Annotated in this window: 17 protein-coding genes, 1 tRNA gene and 6 pseudogenes; 16 read left to right on the top strand and 8 right to left on the bottom strand. The window is 69.2% G+C overall.

What is annotated here, in order from left to right; all coding sequences use genetic code 11:
- Positions 1-2: 2 nt before the first annotated feature.
- A complete protein-coding gene (locus AB0Q90_RS21505; protein WP_363159864.1) occupies positions 3-398 on the bottom strand; it encodes a hypothetical protein in 396 nt (131 codons plus the stop codon).
- A 639-nt stretch (positions 399-1,037) separates the two neighbouring features.
- Between AB0Q90_RS21505 and AB0Q90_RS21510 the strand changes: the two are divergent.
- The 3 genes and pseudogenes from AB0Q90_RS21510 to AB0Q90_RS21520 all read left to right on the top strand — a co-directional run.
- Positions 1,038-1,481, top strand: a pseudogene (locus AB0Q90_RS21510) (DNA helicase UvrD); the annotation flags it as partial.
- Between the two features lie 78 nt (positions 1,482-1,559).
- A complete protein-coding gene (locus AB0Q90_RS21515) occupies positions 1,560-1,817 on the top strand; it encodes a type II toxin-antitoxin system prevent-host-death family antitoxin (protein ID WP_363159863.1) in 258 nt (85 codons plus the stop codon).
- Positions 1,814-2,242: a PIN domain-containing protein gene (locus tag AB0Q90_RS21520; RefSeq protein ID WP_363159862.1), complete on the top strand. Its 429-nt coding sequence runs from the start codon at positions 1,814-1,816 to the stop codon at positions 2,240-2,242. The genes AB0Q90_RS21515 and AB0Q90_RS21520 overlap by 4 nt, the downstream gene beginning before the upstream one ends.
- Positions 2,243-2,287: 45 nt before the next feature.
- Here AB0Q90_RS21520 and AB0Q90_RS21525 read toward each other — a convergent pair whose 3' ends face one another.
- From AB0Q90_RS21525 to AB0Q90_RS21535, 3 genes are all read right to left on the bottom strand, one after another.
- A complete protein-coding gene (locus tag AB0Q90_RS21525) occupies positions 2,288-3,142 on the bottom strand; it encodes an alpha/beta hydrolase (protein ID WP_363159861.1) in 855 nt (284 codons plus the stop codon).
- Positions 3,143-3,273: 131 nt separating this feature from the next.
- A complete protein-coding gene (locus AB0Q90_RS21530) occupies positions 3,274-4,695 on the bottom strand; it encodes an MFS transporter (protein WP_363159860.1) in 1,422 nt (473 codons plus the stop codon).
- 171 nt (positions 4,696-4,866) lie between these two features.
- A complete protein-coding gene (locus AB0Q90_RS21535) occupies positions 4,867-5,673 on the bottom strand; it encodes a hypothetical protein (protein WP_363159859.1) in 807 nt (268 codons plus the stop codon).
- A gap of 189 nt (positions 5,674-5,862) precedes the next feature.
- Between AB0Q90_RS21535 and AB0Q90_RS21540 the strand changes: the two genes are divergently transcribed.
- Positions 5,863-6,114 (top strand): cation transporter, encoded by a 252-nt coding sequence (locus tag AB0Q90_RS21540; protein WP_363159858.1) that lies wholly within the window; start codon positions 5,863-5,865, stop codon positions 6,112-6,114.
- A 12-nt stretch (positions 6,115-6,126) separates the two neighbouring features.
- Complete coding sequence (locus AB0Q90_RS21545; RefSeq protein ID WP_363159857.1) at positions 6,127-6,408, top strand: metal-sensitive transcriptional regulator; 282 nt, start codon at positions 6,127-6,129, stop codon at positions 6,406-6,408.
- Positions 6,409-6,448: 40 nt separating this feature from the next.
- On the opposite strand, the gene AB0Q90_RS21550 is transcribed toward AB0Q90_RS21545, so the two are convergent.
- A complete protein-coding gene (locus tag AB0Q90_RS21550; protein ID WP_363159856.1) occupies positions 6,449-7,060 on the bottom strand; it encodes a TetR family transcriptional regulator in 612 nt (203 codons plus the stop codon).
- A 590-nt stretch (positions 7,061-7,650) separates the two neighbouring features.
- On the opposite strand from AB0Q90_RS21550, the gene AB0Q90_RS21555 reads away from it, so the two are divergent.
- The 5 genes and pseudogenes from AB0Q90_RS21555 to AB0Q90_RS21575 all read left to right on the top strand — a co-directional run.
- On the top strand, positions 7,651-8,667 hold the full coding sequence (locus AB0Q90_RS21555) for a hypothetical protein (RefSeq protein WP_365733474.1): 1,017 nt from the start codon (positions 7,651-7,653) through the stop codon (positions 8,665-8,667).
- Between the two features lie 507 nt (positions 8,668-9,174).
- Positions 9,175-10,383, top strand: coding sequence for an ROK family transcriptional regulator (locus tag AB0Q90_RS21560; RefSeq protein ID WP_363159854.1), 1,209 nt, complete (start codon positions 9,175-9,177; stop codon positions 10,381-10,383).
- A 235-nt stretch (positions 10,384-10,618) separates the two neighbouring features.
- A pseudogene (locus AB0Q90_RS21565) lies at positions 10,619-11,848 on the top strand (extracellular solute-binding protein); the annotation flags it as partial.
- Positions 11,848-12,423: pseudogene (locus AB0Q90_RS21570) on the top strand (sugar ABC transporter permease); the annotation flags it as partial. The pseudogenes AB0Q90_RS21565 and AB0Q90_RS21570, both read left to right, overlap by 1 nt.
- Positions 12,424-12,431: 8 nt before the next feature.
- Positions 12,432-13,002 (top strand): annotated as a pseudogene (locus tag AB0Q90_RS21575) (carbohydrate ABC transporter permease); the annotation flags it as partial.
- Between the two features lie 107 nt (positions 13,003-13,109).
- Here AB0Q90_RS21575 and AB0Q90_RS21580 read toward each other — a convergent pair.
- Positions 13,110-15,231 (bottom strand): annotated as a pseudogene (locus AB0Q90_RS21580) (alpha-galactosidase).
- Positions 15,232-15,443: 212 nt separating this feature from the next.
- On the opposite strand from AB0Q90_RS21580, the gene AB0Q90_RS21585 reads away from it, so the two are divergent.
- The 4 genes from AB0Q90_RS21585 to AB0Q90_RS21600 all read left to right on the top strand — a co-directional run bounded on the left by AB0Q90_RS21585 (position 15,444) and on the right by AB0Q90_RS21600 (position 25,016).
- On the top strand, positions 15,444-18,359 hold the full coding sequence (locus AB0Q90_RS21585; protein WP_363159853.1) for a glycoside hydrolase family 3 C-terminal domain-containing protein: 2,916 nt from the start codon (positions 15,444-15,446) through the stop codon (positions 18,357-18,359).
- A gap of 138 nt (positions 18,360-18,497) precedes the next feature.
- The gene (locus tag AB0Q90_RS21590) at positions 18,498-20,480 is read left to right on the top strand and encodes a TIM-barrel domain-containing protein (RefSeq protein ID WP_363159852.1); all 1,983 of its coding nucleotides are present in this window, start codon (positions 18,498-18,500) and stop codon (positions 20,478-20,480) included.
- A gap of 83 nt (positions 20,481-20,563) precedes the next feature.
- Complete coding sequence (locus AB0Q90_RS21595) at positions 20,564-22,903, top strand: xyloglucanase (RefSeq protein ID WP_363159851.1); 2,340 nt, start codon at positions 20,564-20,566, stop codon at positions 22,901-22,903.
- A gap of 310 nt (positions 22,904-23,213) precedes the next feature.
- Positions 23,214-25,016 (top strand): family 43 glycosylhydrolase, encoded by a 1,803-nt coding sequence (locus AB0Q90_RS21600; RefSeq protein ID WP_363159850.1) that lies wholly within the window; start codon positions 23,214-23,216, stop codon positions 25,014-25,016.
- 14 nt (positions 25,017-25,030) lie between these two features.
- Here the strand turns inward: AB0Q90_RS21600 and AB0Q90_RS21605 are convergent, their stop codons facing one another.
- Entirely contained in the window at positions 25,031-25,168 is a 138-nt protein-coding gene (locus tag AB0Q90_RS21605) for a hypothetical protein (protein WP_363159849.1), read from the bottom strand.
- A gap of 49 nt (positions 25,169-25,217) precedes the next feature.
- On the opposite strand from AB0Q90_RS21605, the pseudogene AB0Q90_RS21610 reads away from it, so the two are divergent.
- Positions 25,218-25,627, top strand: a pseudogene (locus AB0Q90_RS21610) (transposase); the annotation flags it as partial.
- Positions 25,628-25,710: 83 nt separating this feature from the next.
- Positions 25,711-26,022, top strand: coding sequence for a terpene synthase family protein (locus AB0Q90_RS21615; RefSeq protein WP_363160081.1), 312 nt, complete (start codon positions 25,711-25,713; stop codon positions 26,020-26,022).
- A 326-nt stretch (positions 26,023-26,348) separates the two neighbouring features.
- Here AB0Q90_RS21615 and AB0Q90_RS21620 read toward each other — a convergent pair.
- Positions 26,349-26,433, bottom strand: a tRNA-Leu gene (locus tag AB0Q90_RS21620).
- Between the last annotated feature and the right edge of the window lie 4 nt (positions 26,434-26,437).

Here is a 26,437-nt window from a genome sequence, read left to right on the forward strand (position 1 = left end):
CCTCAGTCGGTGTCGGCCACCTCGGCAAGCGCCTCGGCAAACGAGGCACTCCCCTGTGCCAATCGACGCACCGCGCGGCAGAATCTCGGGTCCAGGTTGTCCGCCGCTTCGGCGAGCAGCGCCACGGCGGCCAGCCGCTCCTCGGCTGCCTCGTATGCGGCCCGGTAGTGGACCGCCGCCCCCAGACGGGTCATCGCGAGCGAACCCTGCTCCTGGGAAACAAGTCCGAGGAAGATCAACTCTGACACGTCGAGCTCGGGATCTTCCCAGTCCAATCCCCTTGCGCTCCATTCCAGTTGCGCGTCCTCCCGCGTCGTGGGATCAGGCAGGGAACTGAGCACCGTCTCGGCCAGAAGCCGGTACTGGGAACTGCTGAGCTCGAAGTGCGGCAGCGGCATGACGTCATGCCTAGCACACAGCTCGGACAAGACTCACCGCGTGGATTCATGGGCGCCGAGGTGCGAGTGCAGAACTTGAGTCCCGGGTCATTGCTTCGGGATTGGTTGGGACGAGGACATATCCGAAACAGCTCCGCGTGAACTGCAACCGTTCGGTGGAACACTGGCTGGCCCACAGCACCGACGAGGACCTCGCCTCGGACAGGGGCTTGCTCGGACTGGACCGGTGGCGGACACCGAGTTTGCTCGCCGCCCTCGACGAATGCAGCCGCGCGGCTCGCCCCATTAGCGCCAGGCCCCTCCGGCGGCGACCCACAAGTCGGCCTGGGCCTAAGGTCCGCCGTAGCGTGCGTCTCCGCTTCGATGACATCACCATCACGCGCGACATCGGCCGCGTCATCAATACCCTGCACCTCAACGGTGGCACCCTCTCGATCTCAGCCGTGGTGGCTTCGTGCTGACCAGCCGCGCACGGACCCGGATCCCACCGCGATGGCCGAAAGATCTGCTGCACGCACTGGCTGCAGGTTTCGGACTTTCGTCCACGTGGTCCCACGACAGCCTCCTGCCGGAAACAACTCGGAACCCGAACAATTTCGCATCGCCGCAGCGGCGCTCCTCAAAGTGGGCGCAAGCGCCTACCGCGCCACGCACGAGATTCTCAGCTGGTCCACCGCCCTCCTCGTCGGCCGCCCCTTCGAAGAGCTGGCCGACGACGCGCGCAACGAGACGCTTCTCGGCTATCGCTCGACCCTGCACGGCGACGGCCCCGAACTGCACGCTGCGGCCACGGAGGAGGCGGAACTCGACGCGCTCGTCCATCGGGTGCGGGGTTGGTTGGACAGCGGGATCGCCCCTGGGGAAATCGGGATCAGCGCCCGGTTCAACAAGGTGTGCGACCAGGCCGTGACGCGTTTGCGGGCTGCTGGGCTGCCCGCGGTTCGACTGCGCCCCGACGCTCCGGAAGGCGCTGACGCCGTGCGCATCGGCACCATGCACTCGTTCAAAGGCCTTGAGTTTCGTTGCGTGGCCGTGATCGGCGTCCACGACGCGGCGCTGCCCAATCCGAGTGCCCTCACACCGAATGACCCGTCGATGCGCAGAGCGCCCTTCTGCTGTACGCGATCGCTCCGCCGAGCCTCATGTACTACCATGTAGTACATGGAGACCACCGCCCGCGAGTTCAACCAGAACGCCTCAAAGATCCTTGCCGCAGCAGAACGCGGCGAACGCATCACGGTGACCAAGAACGGACGGCCGGTCGCCATACTCTCCCCGGCGGGTGACCAAGGCACCCCTGTTTCCGCTTACCCGACCGACCCAATGGGCGAGGACGACGAAGCCCCCGTGTTTCACAGCGGATCCCCCCTCGACTGGTCGGCGGGCCGCCGTGACTACCTGGAAGGGTTCGGCGCGTGACCGTACTGATCGCGGACACATCGGGCCTGTACGCGTACTACGACGGAAGCGACGCGCAGCACAAGGCGTGCCGCGCGGGGGTGGCCTCCGCCGCTCATCTCGTGGTGACGCCCTTGGTGCTGGCCGAACTCGACTATCTGCTGACCACTAGAATCGGGCCGGAAGCCGCTCAGGGGGCACTGGCCCACATCCGCGACCGCGTCGCCGTACGCCGGTACGCGGTGCCCGAGATCGAGCCGCATCTGTCGACCGCATTGGTCACCATGCGCAGGTATCCGCAGATCGGGCTCACGGATGCCATGAACGTGGTCATGGCATCCGAGTACCACACCGACTCGGTCCTGACCCTGGATCACCGCCACTTCCGGATGGTTCGCCCTCTGACCGGACACCCCGCGTTCCGTCTTCTGCCGGACGATCTCTGACGGACCGGCCCCAGGGGGCCTGTCCCGCCGTGGGCACAGCTCTCCTCAGGCGCGATCCCCCGAGCCCAAGAACGACACCACGGCCGTCACGAACCGCTCGGGGTCGTCCAGCCACGGAAAGTGCGCTGCGCCGGGCTGGACGACCAGGTGGGCGTGCGGGAACAGCCCCGCGTACTCGGCCATGGCGGGATGCGGGGCCGCTACGTCCACCTCACCGGCCAGCACGAGTACCGGCGCCGCGAAGACGGTGAGCGCCGTGCGCGTGGTGTCCGGGGTGAACGCTCCTTCGGAGCCGTAGACCGGCGCCGCCGCGTCGTTGCGCTGCTCGTCCTCGGCCGCGCGCACCGCCCGGGCCTCGTCGTCCCAGCGGGCGAACCAGAAGGGGGCCACGGCCTGCCAGGCGTCGGGCGTCGGGCGGCCCTCGGTGATCGACTCCAGGGCCGCGTAGGCGGGCCCGAACCACGTCTCGTTCCGGCGCAGTCGGGCCGTACGCAGGCGGTCCTCGGCGGTGACGTCGATGCCGACGGCGTAGACGCTCGGCGTGATCAGGGCGAGGCGGGCGACTCGGTCGGGGTGGCGGGAGGTGTAGAGAGCGGCCAGGTTGGCGCCCGCGCTGTGGGCGAGGAGCTCTACGCGGTCCAGGCCCAGTTCCTTCCGCAGCGCCTCGACGTCGTCCACCTGGCGGTCGCAGCGGTACGTCGTCGGATCCTCGGGGGTCGCCGAGTCGCCCGTACCCCTGAGGTCGAGGCGGATCAGGGTGCGGTGGGCGTTCAGACCGCCCAGGTCGCCGAGGTAGGCCGAGGCCTGCATCGGGCCGCCGGGGAAGCAGACCAGGGGCGGGCCGTCGCCGGTGACGTGGTAGGCGAGCGGGGTGCCGTCGTGGGCGGTGAAGGTGGGCATGGTCGTGAGGCTTTCAGCGGGGTCGACGCGCGGCAACGGATTAAGTGCCGGCGCGTTCCGTTCGACGTACGCGGGAAGGGCCGGGCGGTCGACCGCCCGGTCCTTCCCGCTGCCGACGCTGTCCGCGCCGCTCAGCTCGGCGACTCCGCGCCCTTGCGGGCGTAGTGCCACCAGGTGATCGCGACGCAAGTGGCGTAGAAGATCACGAAGCCCCACATCGCGCTGGTGACGGCGAAGTTCGCGAACAGGGCCGGGATGAAGAAGAAGCCGTACGCGGCGATCGCGGCGGTGAAGCCGGTGACGGCGCCGGCCTCCATCTCGGTCTGCTTCAGCGCCTTGGTGTATTCGGGGGTGCCCTCGGTCAGGCCCTTGAGGTGCTGGTTGCGGAAGATCACCGGGATCTGGCGGAAGGTCGATCCGTTGCCGATGCCGGAGAAGAAGAACGCGGCCAGGAAGCAGAGGAAGAACCCGGCGAAGTTGCCGCCGTCGCCGCCGCCGCCGGGCAGGAAGTTGATCACGCCGATGATCGAGGCCGCCATGCCCACGAAGGACAGGATCGTGACGCGGGCGCCGCCCAGCTTGTCGGCGATCCAGCCGCCCGCCCAGCGGGCCAGGGCGCCGAGGGCCGGGCCCATCCAGGCGTAGGTGGCGACGGAGTACGCCGGGAACGTGGTCTTGATCAGCATCGGCAGGGCGGCCGCGAAGCCGATGAAGGAGCCGAAGGTGCCGACGTACAGCCAGGTCATCAGCCAGGTGTGCTTGCGACGGAAGATGATCTTCTGCTGGCGGAAGGAGGTGGAGGCCGTCCTGAGGTTGTTCTGGCCGCGCCAGGCGATGGCCGCCAGGATCACCAGGACCGGGACCCAGACGAAGGCCGCGTTCTGGAGGTAGACCGTCTCGCCGGTCTTCGTGTTCGCCCGGCCCGAGCCGATCGCGATGACCGAGCTGGTGATGACGATCGGGGTGAGCAGCTGGACGACGGAGACACCCAGGTTGCCGAGGCCGCCGTTGATGCCGGTGGCGTTGCCCTTCTCGCGCTTGGGGAAGAAGAAGCCGATGTTGGCGAGCGAGGAGGAGAAGTTCGCTCCGCCGATGCCGCACAGGGCCGCGATCGCCGCCATCTCGGTGAAGGAGGTGGAAGTGTCCTGGATCGCGTAGCCCAGCCAGATCAGCGGCACGATCAGCACGAGCGTGGACAGCGAGGTGAAGGTGCGCTGGCCGATCCTCGGCCCGAGGAAGGTGTAGAGGATCCGGGCCGTACCGCCCGTCAGACCCGGGATCGCGGTCAGCCAGAACAGCTGCGAGGTAGTGAAGGCGAAACCCACGTCCGCGAGGTTGGTGGCGGTGACACTCCACACCTGCCAGACGACGAAGGCCACGAGGAGGGCGGGGACGGCGATCCACAGGTTGCGCTGGGCGACGCGCTTGCCCACGGAGTTCCAGAAGAGCTCGTTCTCGGGCTCCCAGTCGGTGATGTCCCGGCCGGGCCGGTACTGGGCGAGGTCGTACGACCGCCCCGCGACCGCGGTCGTCGCTTCTTGTACGGCAGGCATGACGGTTCCCGGTGGTGAGGAGGAGGCCTGTCCTTGCAGGTCCTTGCCTCTTCAGGCTCCGCCCGGGAGAAGGGCGAGGTCAGAGCCCTTGGTTGGCTCTTCGGGCGGACGTTGGTCCCGTGGGGTGGTGGACTTTGGGTCGGCTGCGGCCCGTTCCGCTGCCGACGCGCCTCAGTGCGCGTGCCCGGTGTGGTCCGCCGTACCGCCCGCGTGGACCGTGAAGGCTGCCGTCCGCACCTCGCCCTCGTGCTGGAAATCCAGGAACAGTCGATAGGCGCCGGCGGTGGGCGCGGTGGCCGTGAAGGAGACCTCGGGGCCGGGCAAGGTCCTGCCGTCGCCGGGTTCGCCGTTGGGGTGGACGTGCAGGTAGGCGAGGTCGCCGAAGCGCAGGGCGACGAGGTGGCCGTAAGCACCCAGGTACGGCTCAAGGTCCAGGACCGGCTTGCCGTCCTTGGCCACCGTCAGCGTCAGCTCGCTGGGCCGGCCTGCGGTCAGACTCCCGTCGAGCCGCACCTCGTAACCGTCCACCCTGGCCGTGGTGTTGTGCTCCGGCAGGGCGGCGAGTTCGGGCGCTCCCGAGGCCGAGAGGTCCGCGCCGAGGATGAGCGCCTCGCCTCCCTCGGGACTGAAGTCGGCGAAGACACGGTAGCCGCCGGCCTTGGGGAGGTGCACGGGGGTGGACCAGGTGCCGCCGGCGGCCCGGGTGGGGTGCAGATGGCGGTAAACGGTCAGGTCGCGGGAGGCGAGGATGAGGTGCAGTTCCTTGCCGTGTGCGCGCTGGTACGCGGTGACGTTACGGCCGGTGCTGTCCTCGACAACGGCGAAGCGCAGCTCGCTCTTCTCGTCGGCTTCAAGGCGTGTGGTCTGCAGGGCGAGGGTGTAGCCGCCCTGTGAGATCTCCAGGCCTGCCGGCGCGTGGTGGTGACCGGCGCCTTCGTGTCCCTTGTGTCCCGCGTGTCCCTCGTGACCGGCGTTCATGACTCGCTCCTCTTCTTCATGCCGCTCGTCGGTGCGGTGCGGCGATGCACATCAACATACCCCCTGGGGGTATCAAGTCAAGAGAGATCTTCCCTTGCGTCGAATACGGGAGGGGGGTATACATGGAGTCGTCGCAGATACCCCCCAGGGGTATTGATGGCACCGAATCGCGGAGAAGTGGAGATCCCCATGTCGAACAGCCACACCAGCGCCCAGATCAAGACCACCTACAAGGTCGAGGGCGTCGGCAGCGCCCACTGCCAGGCCATCGTCGCGAAGGCCGTCGGCGGCCTGGACGGGATCAGCACGGTCGACGTCGAGATCGGCACCGGGCTGGTCACGGTGACGACCGCCGCCGAACCCGACGAGGCGCTCGACGCACTGATCGCCGAGACCGTCGACGACGCGGGCTACGACTACTCCGGCCGCCTGGCCGCCTGACAGGAGGCCGTCATGGCCGGACACCACACCGAACGGGCCGACATCGTCCGAAGGCTGCGCCGCATCGAGGGCCAGGTGCGAGGACTGCAGCGGATGGTCGAGGAGGACACCTACTGCATCGACGTCCTCACCCAGGTCGCCGCCACCACCGCCGCGCTCCAGTCGTGCGCCCTGGTTCTCGTCGAGGAGCACCTCAACGGCTGTGTGTCGGAGGCCCTCGTCGAGGGCGGCGAACACGCACGAACCAAGGTCAGCGAGGCATCGCAGGCCATCGCCCGGCTCGTACGGGCCTGATCACCGGGTCAGGCGGCGCCGGCGGCTCCTGATCAGCAGGTCAGGAGTCGTCGGCGTCGTCGGACTTCCCGGCAGCGGCGGGGAAGAGTCGCTGCACCGCGGTGACGACGGCTGCGCGGCGGGCTGCCGGGGAGGGGTCACGGACCTGGTCGGCGGCCGCCTCGACGAGGTCGAGCTGCCCGGCCCAGGCCATGGCGATCTGGTTGACGAAGACGAGGATGTCGATGGGGTCCCAGGTGGGATCCAGATGGCCGGCCTCCTGCGCCTTGCGCACCTGCTCGGCCTTGTGCCGCACAGTTTCGCGGGTGGCGTCGTCGGCGTCGGTACCCGCGAATTCCAGCCGGCCCCAGCTCATGAGCCGGTAGCGGTCGGGGTGACGCTGGAAGTAGTCGTGGACCCGCCCCGCGTACTCGGGCAGATCGGCGGTGTCCAGACGGGTCGCCTCGGCCACCGCGGCCAGCTCCTCCCCGGCGACGAACCGGTAGAGGGCCTCCTTGCTGCGGAAGTAGACGTAGAGGCGTTCCTTGCTGGTCTTCGCGGCCTTGGCGATCCGGTCGATCCGCGCGCCCGCGATCCCGTACCGGGAGAACTCCGCCCGCGCCGCGGCGACGATGCGATCACGGGTGGAGTCTGCGCCGGTCGAGGAAGCCATGCCCTCAGATTACCTGGCCGAACTGTCCGGTTTGGCCATGCCCCGGAGCCGGGCGGCCGTAGCGGGGCCTGCGGATCGGCCGCGGGCCGGTGATGCGGCGGGGGCCCGAGTGCCGACGAAACGCGGTCTGTGTCCGAGACCGACACACCATTTGGTCACACGCCCTCCACCAGCAGATATGGCTGGAGGTCGGCTAAATGATCGCCCGAACGAAGTCACGTGGCACACCCCCGGCCACCGCCTTCGAGCAACGATTCACGCTCCACGCCGTGACAGTGATCATGACGGCAGTTGTCGGTCTCGCCTTCCTCTTCGGGTTCGGCAATGTCTGGGCGCTGGCACGACACCTCGGCGTGAATGGCGGCCGACGAAGAGATCCAGGCATACGTGCTGCCCGCCGGCGTGGTCAGCCTTCTGCTCCGCGAGATCGGCGCCCGCCGCCCCGGCCTGATCACCACCACCGGTCTCGGCACCTTCGCCGACCCACGCCACGGCGGCGGCCGCGCCAACAAGAGCGCCACCGAACCGCTCGTCGAGCTCCTCGATCTCGACGGCACGGCACCACTCACTTGCGCTACAAACCCTTCCCCGTGCACGCCGCGTTCGTGCGTGGCACCGCCGTCGACCCGCACGGCAACATCACACTGCGCGAGGAGGCCGCCCAGCTCGACGCGCTCGCCGTGGCGCAGGCCGCCCGTGCCTGCGGCGGCGTCGTCCTGGCTCAGGTCCGCGAGCGCCTCCCCGACCCCCTCCCACCCGGCGACGTCCACATCCCGCGACACCTCGTCGACACGGTCACCCTCTGCCCAGACCAGCAGCAGACATATCTGGGCGGATACGACCCGGCGCTGTACGGCCGCACCCCCGTCGCCGCCGAGCCGGAACCCACCCCGCCCACCTGCCCGATCCGCCGCCTCATCGCTCGTCGCGCCGCACTTGAGGTGCAGCCCGGCCAGCTCATCAACCTCGGCTTCGGAGTCTCCAGTGAGGTCGCCGACGCCCTCGCCGAACAGCGCCGCACCGGCGAGATCACCTTCAGCGTCGAGCAGGGACACACCGGCGGCATGCCGCTGACCGGCGCCATGTTCGGCACCTGCCGAGGCCAGGAGGTGACGCTGTCTTCCCCCAGCCAGTTCGACCTGTATGCCGCCGGGATCCTCGACGCCGCCTTCCTCGGCCTCGGCCAGGTCGACGCCGCCGGCTCGGTCAATGTCCACCGGCTGGGGCCTGGCATCATCGGCCCCGGCGGCTTCGTGGACATCTCACAGAACGCCCGGCGCGTCATCTTCTGCGGCCACTTCACCACCGGGGGAGCCCGGGTGAAGGCCCGCGACGGACGCCTGCACATCCAACGAGAGGGCGACACCGCCAAGTTCGTACACCGCGTCACCGAAGCCACCTTCTCCGGCCCACAGGCCCTCGCCCGCGGCCAGGACGTCCTCTACGTCACCGAACGCGCCGTCTTCCGCCTCACCCACGACGGCCTCGAACTCACCGAGCTCGCCCCCGGCATCGACATCGAGCAGCACCTTCTGCCCCACATGGGCTTCACCCCGCGCTACCGCGAACCACAGCCCATGCCCGCCCACCTCTTCGACGCCTCATGACGGCCATGCACCGAGCGGCCCGCCTTACGGCTACCGCCTGGTGGACGCCGGCCCGCACCCCAACCGCGCCTACGCACGCCGCATGGAATCGTGCTGGGCCCGCCGACCCGCCTACCGGTGCCGGCACGGCCACACCAGCGTCACCGCACCCACCGCCCGGCGGGCCCCGAACGCCTACGTCCGCGAGGACCACGTCCTGCCCGCCCTCGCGCTCCCAGCGTTCGTGGTAGAGCCGTACCAACCATGCGGCGGGGTACCGCTGGGCGTCCAGCAACGTGCCACGACCTGCGGCCTCGTGCCGGGATCCGGGCGCGCCCGCCGAGCCACCGACACTTTCACAACAAAAGTGTCGAGGCGGAAGTTCCTCGAAGTCACCCCGCCTTCTAGGGCATGCTCGCAAGATTCAGGCAATCATGCTTCCGCCATGGAAGTAATCGCGGTTGCGTGGAATGCTGACCCTGCCAGCCGAGCGCCTGCCGCGCATGCCGACCCTGGGGAGGGCCACCCGTGGACGCCACCACCGCTCCGTCGACCCGCGCGGTCGCCCTGGAAGTGCTGCTGAGCGGCCCCCTGCCCCGCGGCGAGATCGCCCGTCGCCTCGACCTGTCGGCCGGCAGCCTCACCCGGCTGGCCAAGCCGCTGGTCGACAGCGGTCTACTCGTGGAGGTGGACACCAACGGTGCCCCCGAGTCCGGGAGCCTGCGCCGGACTCGCCCGCTCGACGTCAACCCCACCGCCCACCACTTCATCGGCGCCAAGGTGACCGGCGACGACGTCCACGCCGTCCTCACCACGATGCGCGCCGAGGTGGTGGCCTCCAGCCGCAGACCTCTGACCGGCCGGGACCCCGCCTCCGTCGTGGCGACCGTCATCGAGCTGGCACAGGAGCTCACCCCCGGGCATGCGCAGGTGAGTGGATTGGGCGTGAGTCTCGGAGGGCGAGTCGTCGACCATACGACGGTGACCGACGCGCCGTTTCTGCAATGGACCACGGCCGTTCCCCTCGGCAGCCTCCTCCAGGACGCGTTCGACGGTTCCGTCACCGTCGACAACGACCTTCTGGCGCTCACCCGGGCCGAGCACTGGTTCGGCGCGGCACGCGGTCATGACCGTTTCGCGGTCGTCGCCATCGGCGAGGGCGTCGGCTACGGCCTGGTCATGCACGACACCATCGTCGACATCCCTGACGTCGGTGCCGGGCTGCTCGGGCACCACCCCCTCGACCCGATGGGCCCGCTCTGCCCGCGGGGACACCGAGGCTGCGCCACGGCGATGCTCTCCGTCGCCTCCATCCGCTCCGCCGTCTCCGTAGGACTGCGCCGTCCGGTGACCTACGACGAGTGCCTCGACCTCGCAGCCGGCGGCGAACCCGTCGCCACGGCCGTGGTCACCGCCTCCGGTCGCGCTCTCGGCCGCCTGCTGGCCGCGGTCGCCAACTTCGCGCTGGTACAGAAGATCGTGGTCACCGGCGAAGCCGTACGTCTGGCGGAAGCCGCCCGTCCCGCCATGGACGAGGGCATCCGGGCCGACCGCGTCCCGGATGCCGCCCCTGTCGACGTGGACGTCCGCCACAACAACTTCGCCCACTGGGCCCGTGGCGCGGCGGCCACCGTCATCCAGAGCTACGTCCTGGGCCACGCCCCGACACCGGCGCGACGCCCACGGGCTGCGGCGGCCGGCCCCGGAGCACGCGCCGCCAGGGTCGCTTCAGGCTGAGTGAAGTCGTCGGGTGTGCCATCACGCGCACGCCGACTCTCGCGCCACCTTCCGCGCAGGCACACTCGTGCCACAATTCCATGCTTTGTCGAAGCGCTTCGATATCGACCTAATCCGACGAGGCGCCGCTTTTGATGCCGCCAAATAGAAACCCCGCCTGCGCGCGTATCCCCGTTTCTGCCTTTTCGAAGAGACTAAGGCGAAATCTCTTGTGCACCCCAGAGGGCGTCACTTGAAGAACGGCTCGGCGGCCGGGTACACCGGCAGGATCGACCTCGCCGTCTCGGTCCCGGACAAGCTCGGAACCGGCGCCCCCTTCAAGATCACGGCTCCGCTCTGGGGGACGCGCCGAAGCCGGACTGCGCCTACTACACGGAACTCGACAAGGCTGCGGGCACCAAGATCACCTGGAAGAACCAGGACGGCACCACCTACGGCCAGAAGCTCGGCGCCGTCCTCGCCTCCAGCTCCATACCGGACATGGTGGTAGTGCCCAGCTGGGAGCTGACCGGCAAGATCCCCAACGCCGTCATCGCGAAGTTCATGGACCTCGGCCCCTACCTGGCGGGCGACAAGGTCAAGAAGTACCCCAACCTCGCCGCGATCCCGTCCGACGCCTGGCGCATGAGCATCTTCGGCGGCGCACTGCGCGGCATCCCGATATCCGGCGCCCCCGTGCCCGGCATCGTTCCGTACTACCGCAAGGACATCTTCGACAAGAAGGGCTACACCGTCCCCAAGTCGGCCGATGAGTTCCTCAGCTGGGCCAAGGAGGCCACCAGCGCCAAGACCAAGGTGTGGGCCTGCGCCGACATGCGGTGGGCGTCGTCCACCCCGACGACAAAGCCAACACCGGTGACCCGACCCAGCGGTTCACCGCCGGGCAGATCCTGGTCTTCAACGGCGACATGTCCGCCTGGTACGGCAAGACCGCAGAACAGGCCAAGGCCAACCCGGAGTTCGAGATCGACGGCATGGACTACTTCGCCGCCGACGGCGGCGACCCGACCCTGTACTGGCCGCCGCCAACTTCGCGGCAGCCCCGTACGGCACCAAGGAGCGGATGTACGTCGACTACGGCGTCGAAGGCACCCACTACTCCATCGAGGGCGACGTTCCGGTCAAGAACGACCAGGGAATTCAGGAGGTGAACAACGCCTGGGTGATGCTCGCGACCCCGGCGCCCTACCTAGCTCACCCCGACATCACCCGCAAGCAGGTCGAGTGGCAACAGCGCCAGGGCGCCTTCATCAAGAAGACGTCCACGTACGGCATGAACATCATCGAACCGCGCCGCTACGCCAACATCTCCACCCCGTTCGAGCAGCTCGAGATCGACTTCGTGCACGGCAACAAGGAGCTGTCCGACGTGCAGCAGGCCATCTCGACGTGGAAGACCTCCGGCGGCGACAAACTGCGCGACTGGTACAAGATGCTGCTGGAGAAGAACGGCAGTGGTCGCTGATGTCCCTCACAGCGGGGAGCAGGCCGGACGGGACGCGTCCGGCCTCGGCCGTCGAGGAGCCGGTGGCCGCGGCCGGCACGGCCGTCCTCACCCGCCACGTACCGGGCAAGGCCCGCCGCACCGGCAGGGTGCCCTTCCGGGTCCGGTTGCGCCGTGACCGCGCGCTGATCCTGATGACGCTGCCCGTCCTCGGCCTTCTCCTGGTCTTCAACTACGTTCCGCTGCTCGCCGACGTCATCGCCTTCCAGGACGACGACCCGTACGCCGCGGGCAACGGCATCACGGCCATCTTCCACAGCCCCTGGGTCGGCATGGAACAGTTCTCGCGGATGCTCGACGACCCGCCGCTCTGGGACTCCGTGCAGAACACCCTTGTGCTGTTCCTGCTCCAACTGGTGCTGTTCTTCCCGGTCCCCATCGTGCTCGCGCTGGTCATCAACAGCGTGGTCCGGCCCCGGGTGCGGGCCGTGGCGCAAGCGATCATGTATCTGCCGCACTTCTTCTCGCGGGTCCTCGTGGTCACCGTCTTCCAGCAGGTCTTCGGTGGCACGGTCATCATCGCCCAGACCCTGCAGAACCACCCGGCAGCCTGGGGCACCGGGTCTTCCTGGCGGCCATGATGGCCACCATGTTCTTCGGAGCCGGGCTGATCCCCACGTATCTGCTCGTGCAGACACTCGGCCTCACGGACACCTACCTGTCACTGATCCTGCCGAGCGCCGTCAGCGTCTTCAACATCCTGGTGCTGCGGGCCTTCTTCATGGGCATCCCCCCCCGAACTCACCGAGTCCGCCCGCATCGACGGCGCCGGCGACCTGCGCATCCTGCTGACCATCGTCCTACCGCTGTCCCGGGCGGTGCTGGCCGTCATCTCCCTGTTCTACGCGGTCGGCTACTGGAGCGCCTGGTTCAACGCCTCCATCCACCTCTCCGACCAGCAGATGATGCCGCTGCAGAACGTGCTCATCCAGCTGATCCAGAAGAACACGGAGGCGCCGACAGGTCTCGCGCAAGCGGTCCACACAGGCCAACTCTCGGCACTGGGCCTGCAGATGGCCGTCATGGTCCTCGCTCTGACCCCTGTCGCCGTCGTCTCCCCGTTCGTCCAACGGCACTTCAAGAAGGGCATGCTCACGGGCGCCATCAAGGGGTGACGCCGAGAAACAGGGCGGAGGAAGGCGCTACGGCGGGGCCGGCGATCACGGATGACGCGATCGCCGGCCCCGCCGCGCACTGCGCTCTGCCAGCAGGAGACAGGCTCTCAGGCCTCCGGCGTCGTGCGGGTGATGCGGAGCAGTGCCGCGGAAGGCGCGGTGGGCAGGGTCACGGTGAGGTCTGCGGTGTCCGGGTCCCAGACGGCAACTGCCTGACTGGAGGCGGGGTACAGCACCTCGGCATGGGCCGCGCCGCCTGCCAGTTGGGGCAGCCGGAGGGTGGTGGTGGCCTCGCCGCCTGGTCGGCGCCAGATGGTGAGGTAGGTGGTGGTGGGGGTGTGCAGGGCCAGGGCGATCCAGAAGTCGTCCCAGGCGGGGAGGCCGAGCGGCCAGGACGGTATGGCCTTGGGCAGGTCGGCGCGGATCGCTTTGTATACGGCGACTGCTTCGTGGACCAGGGTGCGGGCTTCGGGCGCCAACTCCGGCAGGTGGCCGGAGAGGTGGATGCGGCCGAGGAGGGCGCTCGTCATGGTGAAGGCGACCTCGTCGAGGGAGTCTCCGGGCTGCGGATAGGCCCATACGGCGCCCTGTTCGGGGGTGACGGCGGTGGGTGCGGAGGCCGCGATGGGCGCGTAGAGCTGCAGGTTCTGCTGGTCGCTGGTGGACTGCAGGTGCAGCCGTGACAGCAGGGCGTGGTCCCAGCGCATGCCGCCCGAGGCGCAGTTCTCCACCACCAGGTGCGGGTGGCGGTCCAGGATGCCGTCAAGCCAGTCCAGTTGGGCCCGGTTGTGGCCGAGTAGTCCTGCGCCGGGGCTTTCGCCGGGGTGGGCGCTGGTGCCGGAGCCGGGGTCGATGTTGTGGTCGAGCTTGAGATAGCCGACGCCCCACTCGCCCACCAGGCGGTCCACGACCCGGTCGAGATGGGCGCGGGCGGCCGGGTGGCGCAGGTCCAGATGGTGCCGGCCGACTTCGGTGAGACGGACGCCGTCGCGGCGGAAGAACGCCTCGTCGGGCAGGGACTTGGCCATGGGGCTGTCGACACCGATGACTTCCGGCTCCAGCCACAGGCCGGGGACCATGCCGCGCTCCCGGATGCGGTCGAGGACCTCGCGGATGCCCTTCTCGCCGGGGAAGCGGGAGGCCGACGGCTCCCAGGCGCCGACCGAGGTCCACCAGTCGGCACCGTCGTCGTACCAGCCCGCGTCGATGACGAAGTACTCGGCGCCGGCCTTCGCCGCCGCGTCGATGTGCGGCAGCAGTTTCTCGGTGGTGGGGTCGCCCATCAGGCAGTTCATGTAGTCGTTGAAGACGACGGGCAGCCGTTGGTGGTCGGCGTGCGGGCGGCGCTGGACGCGGCGGTAGCGGGTCAGCGCGGCGAACGCGGCGTCCGGGCCGCCGTCGGAGCTGAAGGACAGCGCGGCCGGTACGGTACGGAACTCGGCGCCCGGCTCCAGTCGGTGGCGCCAGCCGTGGTGGGTGTCGGTGGGCCCGAACATGGCCGTGTACGCGGCCCGTTCGTGTTCCTGGCACTCCCAGCGCCAGCCGCCGCCGTTGTGCTCGATCTGCCACACCCAGCTGCGGCCGGTATGCCGGTCCGTCAGTCCGCCCATCGGCAGATGTCCGCAACTGGACCAGGTGCCCTGGCCGTTGAGGGCGAAGCCGGCCTTGCCGTGTCCGTACTGCACCTGCCGTCCGCTGACGCCGGGTGTGGTGTGGCGCATCGGCTGCCGCTGCCAGCGGCACTCGGCGAGCCAGTCGTTGTCCGCCCACAGCAGGTCGGCGGCGTCGAGCGCCGCCGTGAGGCCGCCCACCACGAGCGAGCTGACCGACTCCAGATGCAGCGTGGTCCGGCCTTCGTTGCGCAGGACCAGCTCGCTGCGCAGCACGGGGATTCCGTCGGGCGAGCGGTAGGTCACCTCTGCGACCAACCCGGTCTCCGGGTCGTGGAGTTCAACGGTCAGTGTGTGCCAGTCGCCGTCGCGGGCCGCGCGGTGGGACCGGTGGCGCAGCCGCCCGCCGAGAGCGGTCCCGATCAGACGGCTGCCCGACCAGCCGCGCCCGTGACCCGCCGCCGTCACCCTCCACCAGAGGCAGCGACGCACCGGGACCGCCACCCACGTCGCCGGGGTGACCCATATGCGCAAGGCGGACGCGGTCGTCGTCGCCGACGGTGAAGTCGAGTCGCAGGGCGCTGTGACCCCAGCGGAAGTCCCGCTGTTCGTTGTCCATGGTGTCCTTCGGTGTCCCTTGTGCGGAGGTGGGGAAGCGAGTCGCGGGATAGCGCAATCGAAGCGCTTCACTAAAACAGTGAAGCTAACCGAGTCAATTCTCCGGAACAAGCGGAAAGCGAGAGAATGACGTGTCAACTCCCGGGCAAATTTCCTCGGTTCGAACCATTGACAGCAACGGAGAGGAATGTCAGCGTCGAAGCGCTTCGACACATGCTCTCCACCACCACTCGCCCCGTCTGCCGAGGAATCCCTCACGTGACTTCTGCGTCCGCATCCGCAGCCACGCCCCCCTTCCGTGACTCCGCGCTCACGCTGCACGAGCGCGTCGACGACCTGCTGGAACGGCTCACGCTCGACGAGCGGCTCGCCATGCTGCACCAGTACGTGCCCGCCGTCCCCCGCCTGGGCATCGCCGCGTTCCGCACCGGAACGGAGGCGCTGCACGGTGTCTCCGGCCTCGGCAGGGCGACCGTCTTCCCCCAGGCCGTGGGGCTCGGCGCCACCTGGGACGAGGAACTCGTGCACGCCGTCGGCGAAGCCGTCTCCGCTGAACTGCGCGGGTTGCACCAGCATCGGCCCGCCCCGACCGTGCCCGGCCCCAACGGGTTGCAGGTCTGGTCGCCCGTGGTGAACCTGCTGCGCGATCCGAGGTGGGGCCGCAACGAGGAGGGCTACTCGGAGGACCCGCTGCACACCTCGCGCGTCGCCACCGCGTACTGCCGAGGACTGACCGGTGATCACCCCGCCTACCTGCGGACCGCTCCCGTACTCAAGCACTTCCTCGCCAACAACAACGAGACCGACCGCAGTACCACCTCCTCCGGCCTGCGCCCGCGCGTACTGCACGAGTACGACCTGGCCGCCTTCCGCCCGGTCATCGCCTCCGGCGCGGCCACCGGCGCCATGGCCGCCTACAACCTCGTCAACGGACGTCCCTGCCACGTCAGTCCACTGCTCGAGCGCGAGCTGAGGGCCTGGGCGAGGCCCACGGGCCACGAGCTGTTCGTGGTCAGCGACGAGGGTGCGCCGACCAACCTCGTCACACCGGAGGAGTACTTCGACGACCACGCCGAGGGCCACGCCGCCGCCCTGAAGGCGGGCATCGACAACTTCACCGACCTCCAAGTGGACAGCGCGACCGTGGTCGGCCGGCTGCGCGCGGCGCTGGAGCGCGGCCTGATCGACGAGGAGGATGTGAACCGCGCGGTCCGCCGGCAGCTGCAACTCCGCTTCCGACTGGGGGAGTTCGTCCCCGACCTTGACCCGTACGCGGGCATCGGGCCCGAGGTGGTCGACTGCCCCGAGCATCGCGCGCTCGCCCGCCGTGCGGCGGCGGAGTCGGTCGTGCTGCTCAAGAACGACGGCCTGCTGCCGCTCGCCCCGGCCCGTGCCGCGCGGATCGCGGTCATCGGCCCGCACGCGGACGCGCTGTACGAGGACTGGTACAGCGGCACTCTGCCGTACGAGGTCGGCATCGCGACCGGTCTGCGGGCGGCGCTCGCGCCCCTGGGCGGTGAGGTGGTGTGCGTGCCGGGCACCGACCGGATCGCGCTGCGCTCCCGTACCACGGGCGATCCCCTGGGCAAGAGCGCCTTCGACGTTCAGGAGTGGGGCGACGGCGTGGTCACCCTGTGCGAAGCCGGTACCGGCCGCTATCTCCGCTCCTGCGACGACGGTTCGCTCGTCGCCGACCGGACGACGCTCAAGAACTGGTTCGTCGACGAGACGTTCCGCCTGGAGGCCGTACCCGCCGACGAGGACGACGAGGACGACGTCGTGGTGCTCCGGCATGTGCGCACCGGCCGCTACGCCGCGGTCGATCCCGCGGACGGCAGCGTGCACGTCACCGCCGACGGCCTCGCGGCGGCCGAGCACTGGCAGCGGGAGCTGCTGCACGACGGGACGGCCGAGGCGCGGGCCGCCGCCGCGTCGGCCGACGTGGCCGTCGTCGTCCTCGGCAACCACCCGATGATCAACGGCCGCGAGACCGAGGACCGTACGGGAATCGCCCTGCCCGAGGCCCAGGAGGCGTTGCTGCGCACGGTCGCCGCGGTCCGCCCCGAGACCGCGCTCGTCGTCATGAGCAGCTACCCCTACGCCGTCGACTGGGCCGACACACATCTGCCCGCCGTGCTGTGGACCTCCCACGGCGGCCAGGAGACCGGCAATGCGCTGGCCGCCGTGCTGCTCGGCGAGGCCGATCCCGCCGGACGGCTGCCGCAGACCTGGTACCGCGGCGACGACGAGCTGCCGGACCTGCTCGACTACGACGTCATCAAGGCCGGCTGGACCTACCAGTACCACCACGCCGCGCCGCTCTACCCGTTCGGGCACGGCGTGTCGTACGCGGATGTCACCTATTCCGACCTGCTGCTCTCCGCGCACACCATGGCCCAGGACGGCGCCGTAGACGTCTCGGTGACGACGGTCAACTCCGGGTCCCGGCCCGGCAGCGTGGTCGTTCAGCTCTATGTCCGTCCCCGTCACGCCCGTTACCAGGCGCCCCGGCTGCGCCTCGCCGACTTCCGCAAGGTCCGGCTCGAACCCGGCGAGACAAGGCGGCTCGAATTCCGGCTCCCCGCCGACCAGTTCGCCCACTGGGACGTGGGGACCGGCACCTTCACCGTCGACCCCGGCGACTACGACGTACTGGTGGCACGTTCCGCCGGGGACGTCGTCGCCGCCGCGGGGCTCCGTGTGACCGGGCCACCACCCGTGCCCCGGACGGTCGTCGGCCGCCGCACGCGCGCCTGCGATTTCGACGACCACACGCGCGCCGTCCTGGTCGACGCCACCCGGGCCGCGGGCGACGCGGTCGCCCCTTCCGATCCGTCCCGCCCCACGACGCTGCTGTTCCGCTCGGCCGATCTGACCGGTGCGGTCCGCTTCGACGCCGAGGTCGCCCGCGAGGAGGAAGCCGAGGGCGAGGCGAGCGTGGAAGTGCGGGCGGGCGAGCGGAGCTTGGGCCGGATCGTGGTCCCGGTCACCGGCGACCGGTACGCGTGGACCGAGGTAGCCGCCGAGCTGTCCGGCGTCGAACCCGGCCCGCACGACCTGACCTTGATCCTGCGCGGGCGCTTGCGCCTCGCCGCGTTCCGCTTCCACTCGTCCCCGGCGGACGACTGAGCGTTCACCGCGCCCACCAGCGCACAACAAGTTTTGTGCGAAGTCTGTGCCCCCTCCTGATCCCGACGCCGCGGCCCCTGCCGCGGCCGGGAGACCTCACAGGCGTGGGCCGCCTCCGAGACGAACAAGGGAGAAACCGTGTCCTACAGCATCCGTGCGGGCGGCCTGGAGCGCCACACCGCGGCGGAGATGCTCCGCATCGAGCCCTGGGGCCCGCACGCCGTACGCGTACGGGCCACGGCAGGGACCCTCGACCCCGCCGCCCCCGGTGCACTGGAGAGCCCGGCGCCCGTCACCCCTGACGCCCTGTCCGCATCGGACGACGGCTCGGCCCGTCTGGTCAACGGCCGGCTGGCCGTGGAGGCCTCGGCCGACGGCCGGCTGACGTTCCGTCACGTCGCCTCGGGCCGCGTACTCCTCGCCGAGCGCGACCCGCGCTCCCATCACACCGGCTCCCGCGTCCTCGCGGCCGGCGGCCGTACGCAGCAGTCCTTCGACGCCTACGACGGCGAGCGGCTGCACGGCCTCGGGCAGCATCTGCACGGACGCCTCGACCAGAAGGGCTGCGTGATCGATCTCGTCCAGAGCAACACCGTGGCAGCCGTCCCCTTCCTGCACTCCTCGCGGGGCTACGGGCTGCTGTGGAACAACCCCGCCACCGGCCGGGTCGAGCTGGGCGCGGACGCCACCCGGTGGACCGCGGACGCCGGCGGACGCATCGACTACTGGATCACCGCGGGCGACACCCCGGCCCAGATCCTCGACGCCTACACACAGGCCACCGGCCGGCCGCCCCTGCTGCCGGAGTGGGCGTCCGGCTTCTGGCAGTCGAAACTGCGCTACCGCACTCAGGACGAACTCCTGTCGGTGGCACGGCAGTACAAGGAACGCGGCTTGCCGCTGTCCGTCATCGTCTGCGACTTCTTCCACTGGCCGCGCATGGGCGACTGGCGTTTCGAGCCCGCCGAGTGGCCCGATCCCGCTGCCATGACGCAGGAGTTGGAAGGGCTCGGGGTGAAACTCGCCGTCTCGGTCTGGCCGACGGTCGAATCCGGCAGCGACACGTACGACGAACTGCGCGCGGCCGGGCACCTCGTCAGGGACGCCGACGGCGGCCTGCTCACCTTCCCTTGGCCCTCCCGCCACGGCGGCGACGCGCTGACCCTCCCGATGGCGTACTACGACGCCACACACCCCGGCGCCCGTGCGGCACTGTGGCAGCGACTCAACGACAACTACCGTGCCATGGGCGTAAGTTGCTTCTGGCTGGACGCCTGCGAGCCCGACATGCCACCGGCGTTCGCCGAGCGCGCGGTGTACGCGGCCGGGCCCGCCGCCGCAGCGGCCAACCACTATCCGCTGGAGCACGCCCGCGCGGTGGCCGACGGTCTGCGCGCGGCGGGCGAGGACCGCCCTTTGTCACTGATCCGGTCGGCCTGGGCGGGCAGCCAGCGGCACGGCGCCCTGCTGTGGTCCGGCGACATCCCCACCACGTTCGACTCGTTGGCGCGCCAGATCAGGGCCGGCCTGAACGTCGCGATGAGCGGCATCCCCTGGTGGAACACCGACATCGGTGGCTTCGCCGGCGGCGACCCCGACGACCCCGCCTACCGTGAACTGCTCATCCGCTGGTTCCAGTACGGCACCTTCGGTCCGGTCATGCGGCTGCACGGAGACCGCGAGCCGAACCACCCCACGTTCTCCACCGATATGACCGCCGGTCCGAACGAGGTCTGGTCGTACGGGCCGGAGGCGTACGACATCCTGCGCCGGCATCTGCTGCTGCGGGAGCGCCTGCGCCCCTACCTGCACCGCCTCGCCGAGGACGCCCATCGCACCGGCGCTCCGCCCATGCGCCCGCTGTTCTTCGACTTCCCCGAGGACCCGGGTGCCTGGGACGTGGACGACCAGTTCCTTCTGGGCCCCGATGTCCTGGTGGCGCCCGTGTACGAGGCGGGCGTCCGGGCCCGCCGGGTGTATCTGCCGTCCGGGACCGGCTGGCTCGACCCTGCCTCCGGAGCCGTGCTGAAGGGCGGCACGACGCTCGACGCCGAAGCCCCCTTGGAACGTATCCCGATCTTCGTGCGGGAGGGGTCCGGCATGGCGGAACACCTGGCCTGACGACGCCCCGGGCACCCACTTCTCGTGCGCACACCGGCCCGGCACCTCAAGACAAGACTCCCATCAGAAAGGCAGGACCGTCCATGCCTCCCACCCCGCACCTCTCGCGGCGCGGACTGCTGGCCGCCGGCGCGGCAGCCGCCGCGCTCCCGGTGCTCGCCCCTTCCGCGGCGTCCGCCGCCGGCTCCGGAAGGGCCAGAGCGCCGTACCGCTTCCGCAACGCGGAGATAGTCGGCGGCGGCTTCGTCACCGGCATCGTCTTCAACCAGCGTGAGCCCGGCCTGGTGTACGCCCGTACCGACATCGGCGGCGCCTACCGCCTCGACTCGAAGTCCCGGCGGTGGATCCCGCTCACCGACTGGATCGGCTGGGACAGGTACGGACACACCGGCATCATCAGCATCGCCACCGACGAAGTCGACCCCGATCGCGTCTACTTGGCGGCGGGCACCTACACCCTCCCCGAATGGGACCCGGACATGGCGGCGATCCTGCGCTCGACCGACCGCGGCCGCACCTGGCAGACCACCCCGCTGCCGTTCCGCCTCGGCGGCAACATGCCCGGCCGCGGCATCGGCGAACGCCTGGTGATCGACCCGAACCGCAACCGGATCCTCTACCTGGGAGTGCGCGGAGGCCACGGGCTGTGGCGCTCCACCGACCACGGCAAGACCTTCGCGAAGGTCGCCAACTTCCCCAACGTAGGCACCTTCGTCCCCGACCCGAGCGACCCCAACGGCTACAACGGCGACAACCTGGGCGTACTGCAGGTCGTCTTCGACAAGCGCACCGGCAGAGCGGGCAGAGCCACCAAGACCCTCTACGTCACCGTCGCCGACAAGGACAACATCCTGTACCGGTCGACCGACGCGGGAGCCACCTGGGAACGCGTCCCCGGCCAGCCCACCGGGTACATCCCGCACCACGCGGTGTTCGACCACGAAGGCGGCTACCTGTATCTCGCCACCAGCGACACCGCGGGACCGTACGACGGCTCCAAGGGCGATGTGTGGAAGCTGGACACAGCCGACGACTCCTGGACCCGTATCAGCCCGGTCCCGTCCACCAGCGACGAGAACCAGTACGGCTACAGCGGTCTGACCATCGACCGGCAGAACCCCGACACCTTGCTGGTGTCCACCCAGGTCAAGTGGTGGCCCGACTGCCTCCTCTTCCGGTCCACCGACGGCGGCGCCACCTGGACCCGTGCCTGGGACCTGGACGCGGACGGACAGCGCACGCAGCGCTACGACATCGACATCTCGGACGCACCCTGGCTGACCTGGAACGCCACCGTGAATCTCCCCGAGTTGACCCCGAAGCTGGGCTGGATGATGGAGTCCGTCCAGATCGACCCGTTCGACTCCGGCCACTTCATGTACGGGACCGGAGCGACGATCTACGGCGCGGACAACCTGACGGACTGGGACAGCGGCGGCACGGTCCATCTGTCCGTGCGGGCCCAGGGGTTGGAGGAGACAGCGGTCCTCTGCCTGATCAGCCCGCCGAGTGGGCGAGCACATCTCTTCTCCGGCATCGGGGACGTCGGGGGCTTCCGGCACACGGACCTCAACAAGGCGTCGAAGATGTATGACACCCCGACCTTCGACCTCACCCCGGCCCTGGACTACGCGGAGCTGGCGCCCCACACCATTGTGCGGGTCGGCCGCCCCACCAGCGGCTGGACCCAGCACTTCGCGATCTCCACCGACGGCGGCGACACCTGGATGCCGTCCGGCAGCGAACCCGCCGGCCTCACCGGCCCCGGTGTCGAGGACCAGGCCGTCGCCGTCGGGGCCGACGGCCGACGGATCGTCTGGTCACCGGCCGGGGCACCGGTCAGCTGGTCCGACGACCACGGTGCGACCTGGACCGCCGCGAAGGGGCTGCCGGCGGGGGCGCCGGTGCGCTCCGACCGGGTGAACCCGGCGAAGTTCTATGCGTACGCCTCCGGTCACTTCTACGTCAGCAGCGACGGCGGCGAGAGCTTCGGCCGCACGGCGGCCACCGGTCTGCCCACTGACGGAAACGTGCGGTTCAAGGCGGTGCCGGGCCACGAGGGCGACATCTGGCTGGCCGGCGGCACCGACAAGGACGGGACCTCCACGCCCTACGGCATGTGGCGCTCGACCGACTCCGGAGCAACCTTCACCCGGATCGAGGCGGTGGACCAGGGCGACGCCGTCGGCTTCGGCAAGGCGGCGCCGGGCGCCACGTACCCCGTGATCTTCACCAGCTCGAAGATCGGCGGCGTGCGCGGCATCTTCCGTTCCGACGACACGGGCCGGACCTGGGTCCGCATCAACGACGACCGGCACCAATACGCCTGGACGGGCGGCACCATCACCGGAGACCCCCGCATCCACGGCCGCGTCTACTTCGGCACCAACGGACGGGGGGCCGTCTACGGCGACCCGGCCTGAACCCCCGGCTCCGGTCACGGCAGAAGCACCCAGCCAGGCGTCGATCTCGGCCATCGACAACTCCCGTGCACTCGCCTCTCGGAGCGGCCCTCACCCTCGGCAACGGTGGCCGGACGCCTGGCCGTCCCCGCCGACGCCCCGATGCCGCGCCCAGCGACATGGCGTACGACTCCAAGGCCGTGCGCGCCCTGCTCCTCATGATCCTGTTACGACCTCATAGGGATGTTGACCGACCACACGTCGCCCCCGTCCAAAACCGTAGTCGGATCCAGAGACCATCTATCAGCGCCAGACACTGAACGGGTTCGTCATGGAAGACAGAGTTCTCGTCTACACCCGAACACCGCTCGACGAGTACACGGACTCGCTGAGCAACAGCATCCACCTCGCGTTGAGCGAAGACGGAGCACCGTTTGAGCCGCTCAACCAGAACTACGGGATCTTGTTTCCCGAAGCCACGGTGAGCGAGCACAACACGATCCTGGAGAAGGGCGCCAAGAACCCCTTCCTGTTCCGCACGAGAGAAGGCGGGTTCGGGCTGGTCGCCGTCCGTGTCGCACCCCGGGGAGCACAGGACGAGGAAAGCCGTGGCTGTGTCCTGGTGTGGACGTCGACAGATCTGACGGAGTTCCGATCCCGAGGACTCCTTCGGTTGCACAACTGGGTGCATGTCGATGCCGTCGCGTGTCAGTACGACGAGGCGGTCGGTGCGTACGAGTTTCTGTGGCGAGACGCCGACGGAAACGTGTTTGAGAACCAGGTTGTCGATCTCGCAGGAGGAGTGTCGAAGGGGCCTCGGCCGGGATCCCGGTTCCCGCAGGTCGCGGACCCCTGCAACCTGACGGACATCAACCCGGGGAATGTGCTCGCGGTGGAACCGTCGATCGCTCAAGCCGTTCGGGACCGGTGGACGCCCCTGGCACATACGGAAACCCGCGTCCCCAAGACTGTCGTCGCGTCCTCCCTGTCGGAACTGGCCGCGGTGAAGGCGACAGCCGTCTACTCCGACGGTTCCACGGCCGACAAGTCTGTCGTCTGGGACACCGGTGCGGTGGACTTCTCGGCTCCGGGAACCTACCAAGTCTCCGGCACGGTGCAGACTCCCGTTCGCCCCTTCCCATTGGCGCGCGGGTACGCGGACCCGGTGATTCTGCCTTGGGAAGGGAAGTACTACTACATCGCGACCAACGACAACGTGGACGACATCGGCTTCTACGTCCGAGAGGCCGAGACGATCAACGGCTTGTTCGACGACGGGTTCCGCGAGCAGGTGATCCTCGACGCGGACGAGAGCAAGGGCTTCGTGCAGACCTTCTGGGCCCCTGAGTTCCACCAGATCGGCAACGACCTCTACATCTTGTTCGCTGTCAGCGGCACTGAGTGGGGGCCGCAGTGCCACATGATGCGGCTCAAGAAGGGGCGCGACATCATGCGGGCCGACAGCTGGGAGACCCCCGTACCGGTCCGGAAGGCCGACGGCTCCTCCTTGGCCGACAGTGACGGCATCACGCTGGACATGACCTACTTCAAGGCTGACGAGAGGTGCTTCCTCGTCTGGTCGTCCCGGACGGGTCTGGGCTCGCCGATGGACTCGGGCAGCATGGTCTGCATCGCGGAGACGACCGGGGCTGATCCCACTCGTCTCATCAGCGAACCGGTGGTGCTGACGCGCCCGCTGTACGGCTGGGAGAACGTGCACGGGACGATCAACAACGAAGGCCCGTACCCGTTCCTGACCGACGAGACCGTGTACATCACGTACTCCGGTGGAGACTCCAGAGGCTATACCTACTCCATCGGGATGCTGAGTATTCCCCGAGGAGGTGACTACCTGGATGCCTCCGCATGGTCCAAGGCGATCACGCCGGTCCTGAACTACCGGTCGGTGGAAGGGCTCTACGGTGCCGGGCACAACTCCTTCTTCACCGACTACGACGGCAACACCTGGATCTGCTACCACGCGGTCGCCTCGCCCGTGGGGCACGGCGTGGTCTCGTCCGCGATGCACCGGGTCCACTTCGGCACGGACGGAGTTCCCGTCTTCGACCTCAGCCCGGCCCGCGACCTGCGAGAGGAACTGACCGACGTTCGCCTCGAAGTGGTGGTGCCCTGAGGTCGGGGCAGGCCCTACCTCGGGCTGACGGCATCGGCGAACGGCCTGGGCGGCACCCGGACCTGGTAGGAGGTCCGGGTGCCGTCGTCAGACGGGGCGGTGAGGTGGGAGACCAGGGCCTGCACAGGCAGCCTGAACAGGAGGCAGGCCACCGCGTAACTCTCCTTGGTAAACGCCCAGTTCGACTACGAGAAGTGCACGATGGCCCTGTCTCAGTCTGAGCTGAGCTGATACGGCTCCTTGAGTCACTACGCTCGACCGACGGAATCGAGCTCATCCGCGCCATCGCCGAGCTGATCGAGGCCGAGGCGACCGCGCATGTCGGCGCGGAGTGGAACGGGCACACGCCGACGCGGACCAACATCCGCAACGGTCACCGGGAGAAGGTGCTGACCACGCTGGCCGGCGACCTCGACCTGGAGATTCCCAAGGTCCGCACCGGCAGCTGCTTCCCGTCCCTGCTCAAGCGTCGGCGCCGCATCGACCAGGCCCTCTACGCAGTAATAATGGAGGCATACGTGCACGGCGTCTCCACCCGCAGCGTCGATGACCAGGTCAAAGCCCTCGGCGGGGACAACGACATCTCCAAGTCCCAAGTGTCGCGGATCTGCGCTGTCGTGGACGAGCCGCTGACCGCGTTCCGCACCCGCCCCCTGAATCATGTCCGTGTGCCCGGCCCGGCGAACTCGCCGCCGTGCTCTGCCTTCTGCTGTACGCCGTCGAAACCCCGGAGACCACGCCACTGGCAGCGAGCCGCTACCCGGCAGCCTTGCACGATCTCCACACCCGCCTCGCCCGCCGCGCAAGTCCCGTACAGCTGGACCGATGGGCAGAAGCCGTCCGTGGATGGTTCCTGGCCGAGATCTGGCGGGCCGGCAACATCGACCGCGAGATCGTGCCATCGGTCGACGACTACGCGCGACTGCGTCTGTACAGCGGCGGCGGCATGGCCTTCCGTTGCCGAGGGCCTCAGCCGCGACAACGTACTCGGCCCCTCCGCCCATGACCGAGCCCGCTGCACGGCGCAGTACCGGGCAACGCTGTACGCCGGAGCGGATCCAGCACCGATGGCCCAATGGCTGGCCGAGGCCCACGCGGAGAAGTCTGCGGCCCGACAGCAGCTTGTAGTGGCGGCTGAGAGCCGCCGCGAAGCCCTCGCCCGGTCAGATCCGGGAAATGATCATCGCGCTGGGCAGCCTCCCGACCGGATCCAGGCCGCGGAGCCGGATCGCAAAGCGCCGCTGTAAGCGAGCCTAAGGCCTGCAGCTCACGCATGACATGCAAAAGCGGGTTGTGACTGTTCAGTCACAACCCGCTATGTGCGTAATCGCGTGTCCGAGGGGGGACTTGAACCCCCACGCCCGATAAAGGGCACTAGCACCTCAAGCTAGCGCGTCTGCCATTCCGCCACCCGGACTAGG

The organism is Streptomyces sp. NPDC079141 (assembly GCF_040686775.1).
Lineage (GTDB): Bacteria > Actinomycetota > Actinomycetes > Streptomycetales > Streptomycetaceae > Streptomyces.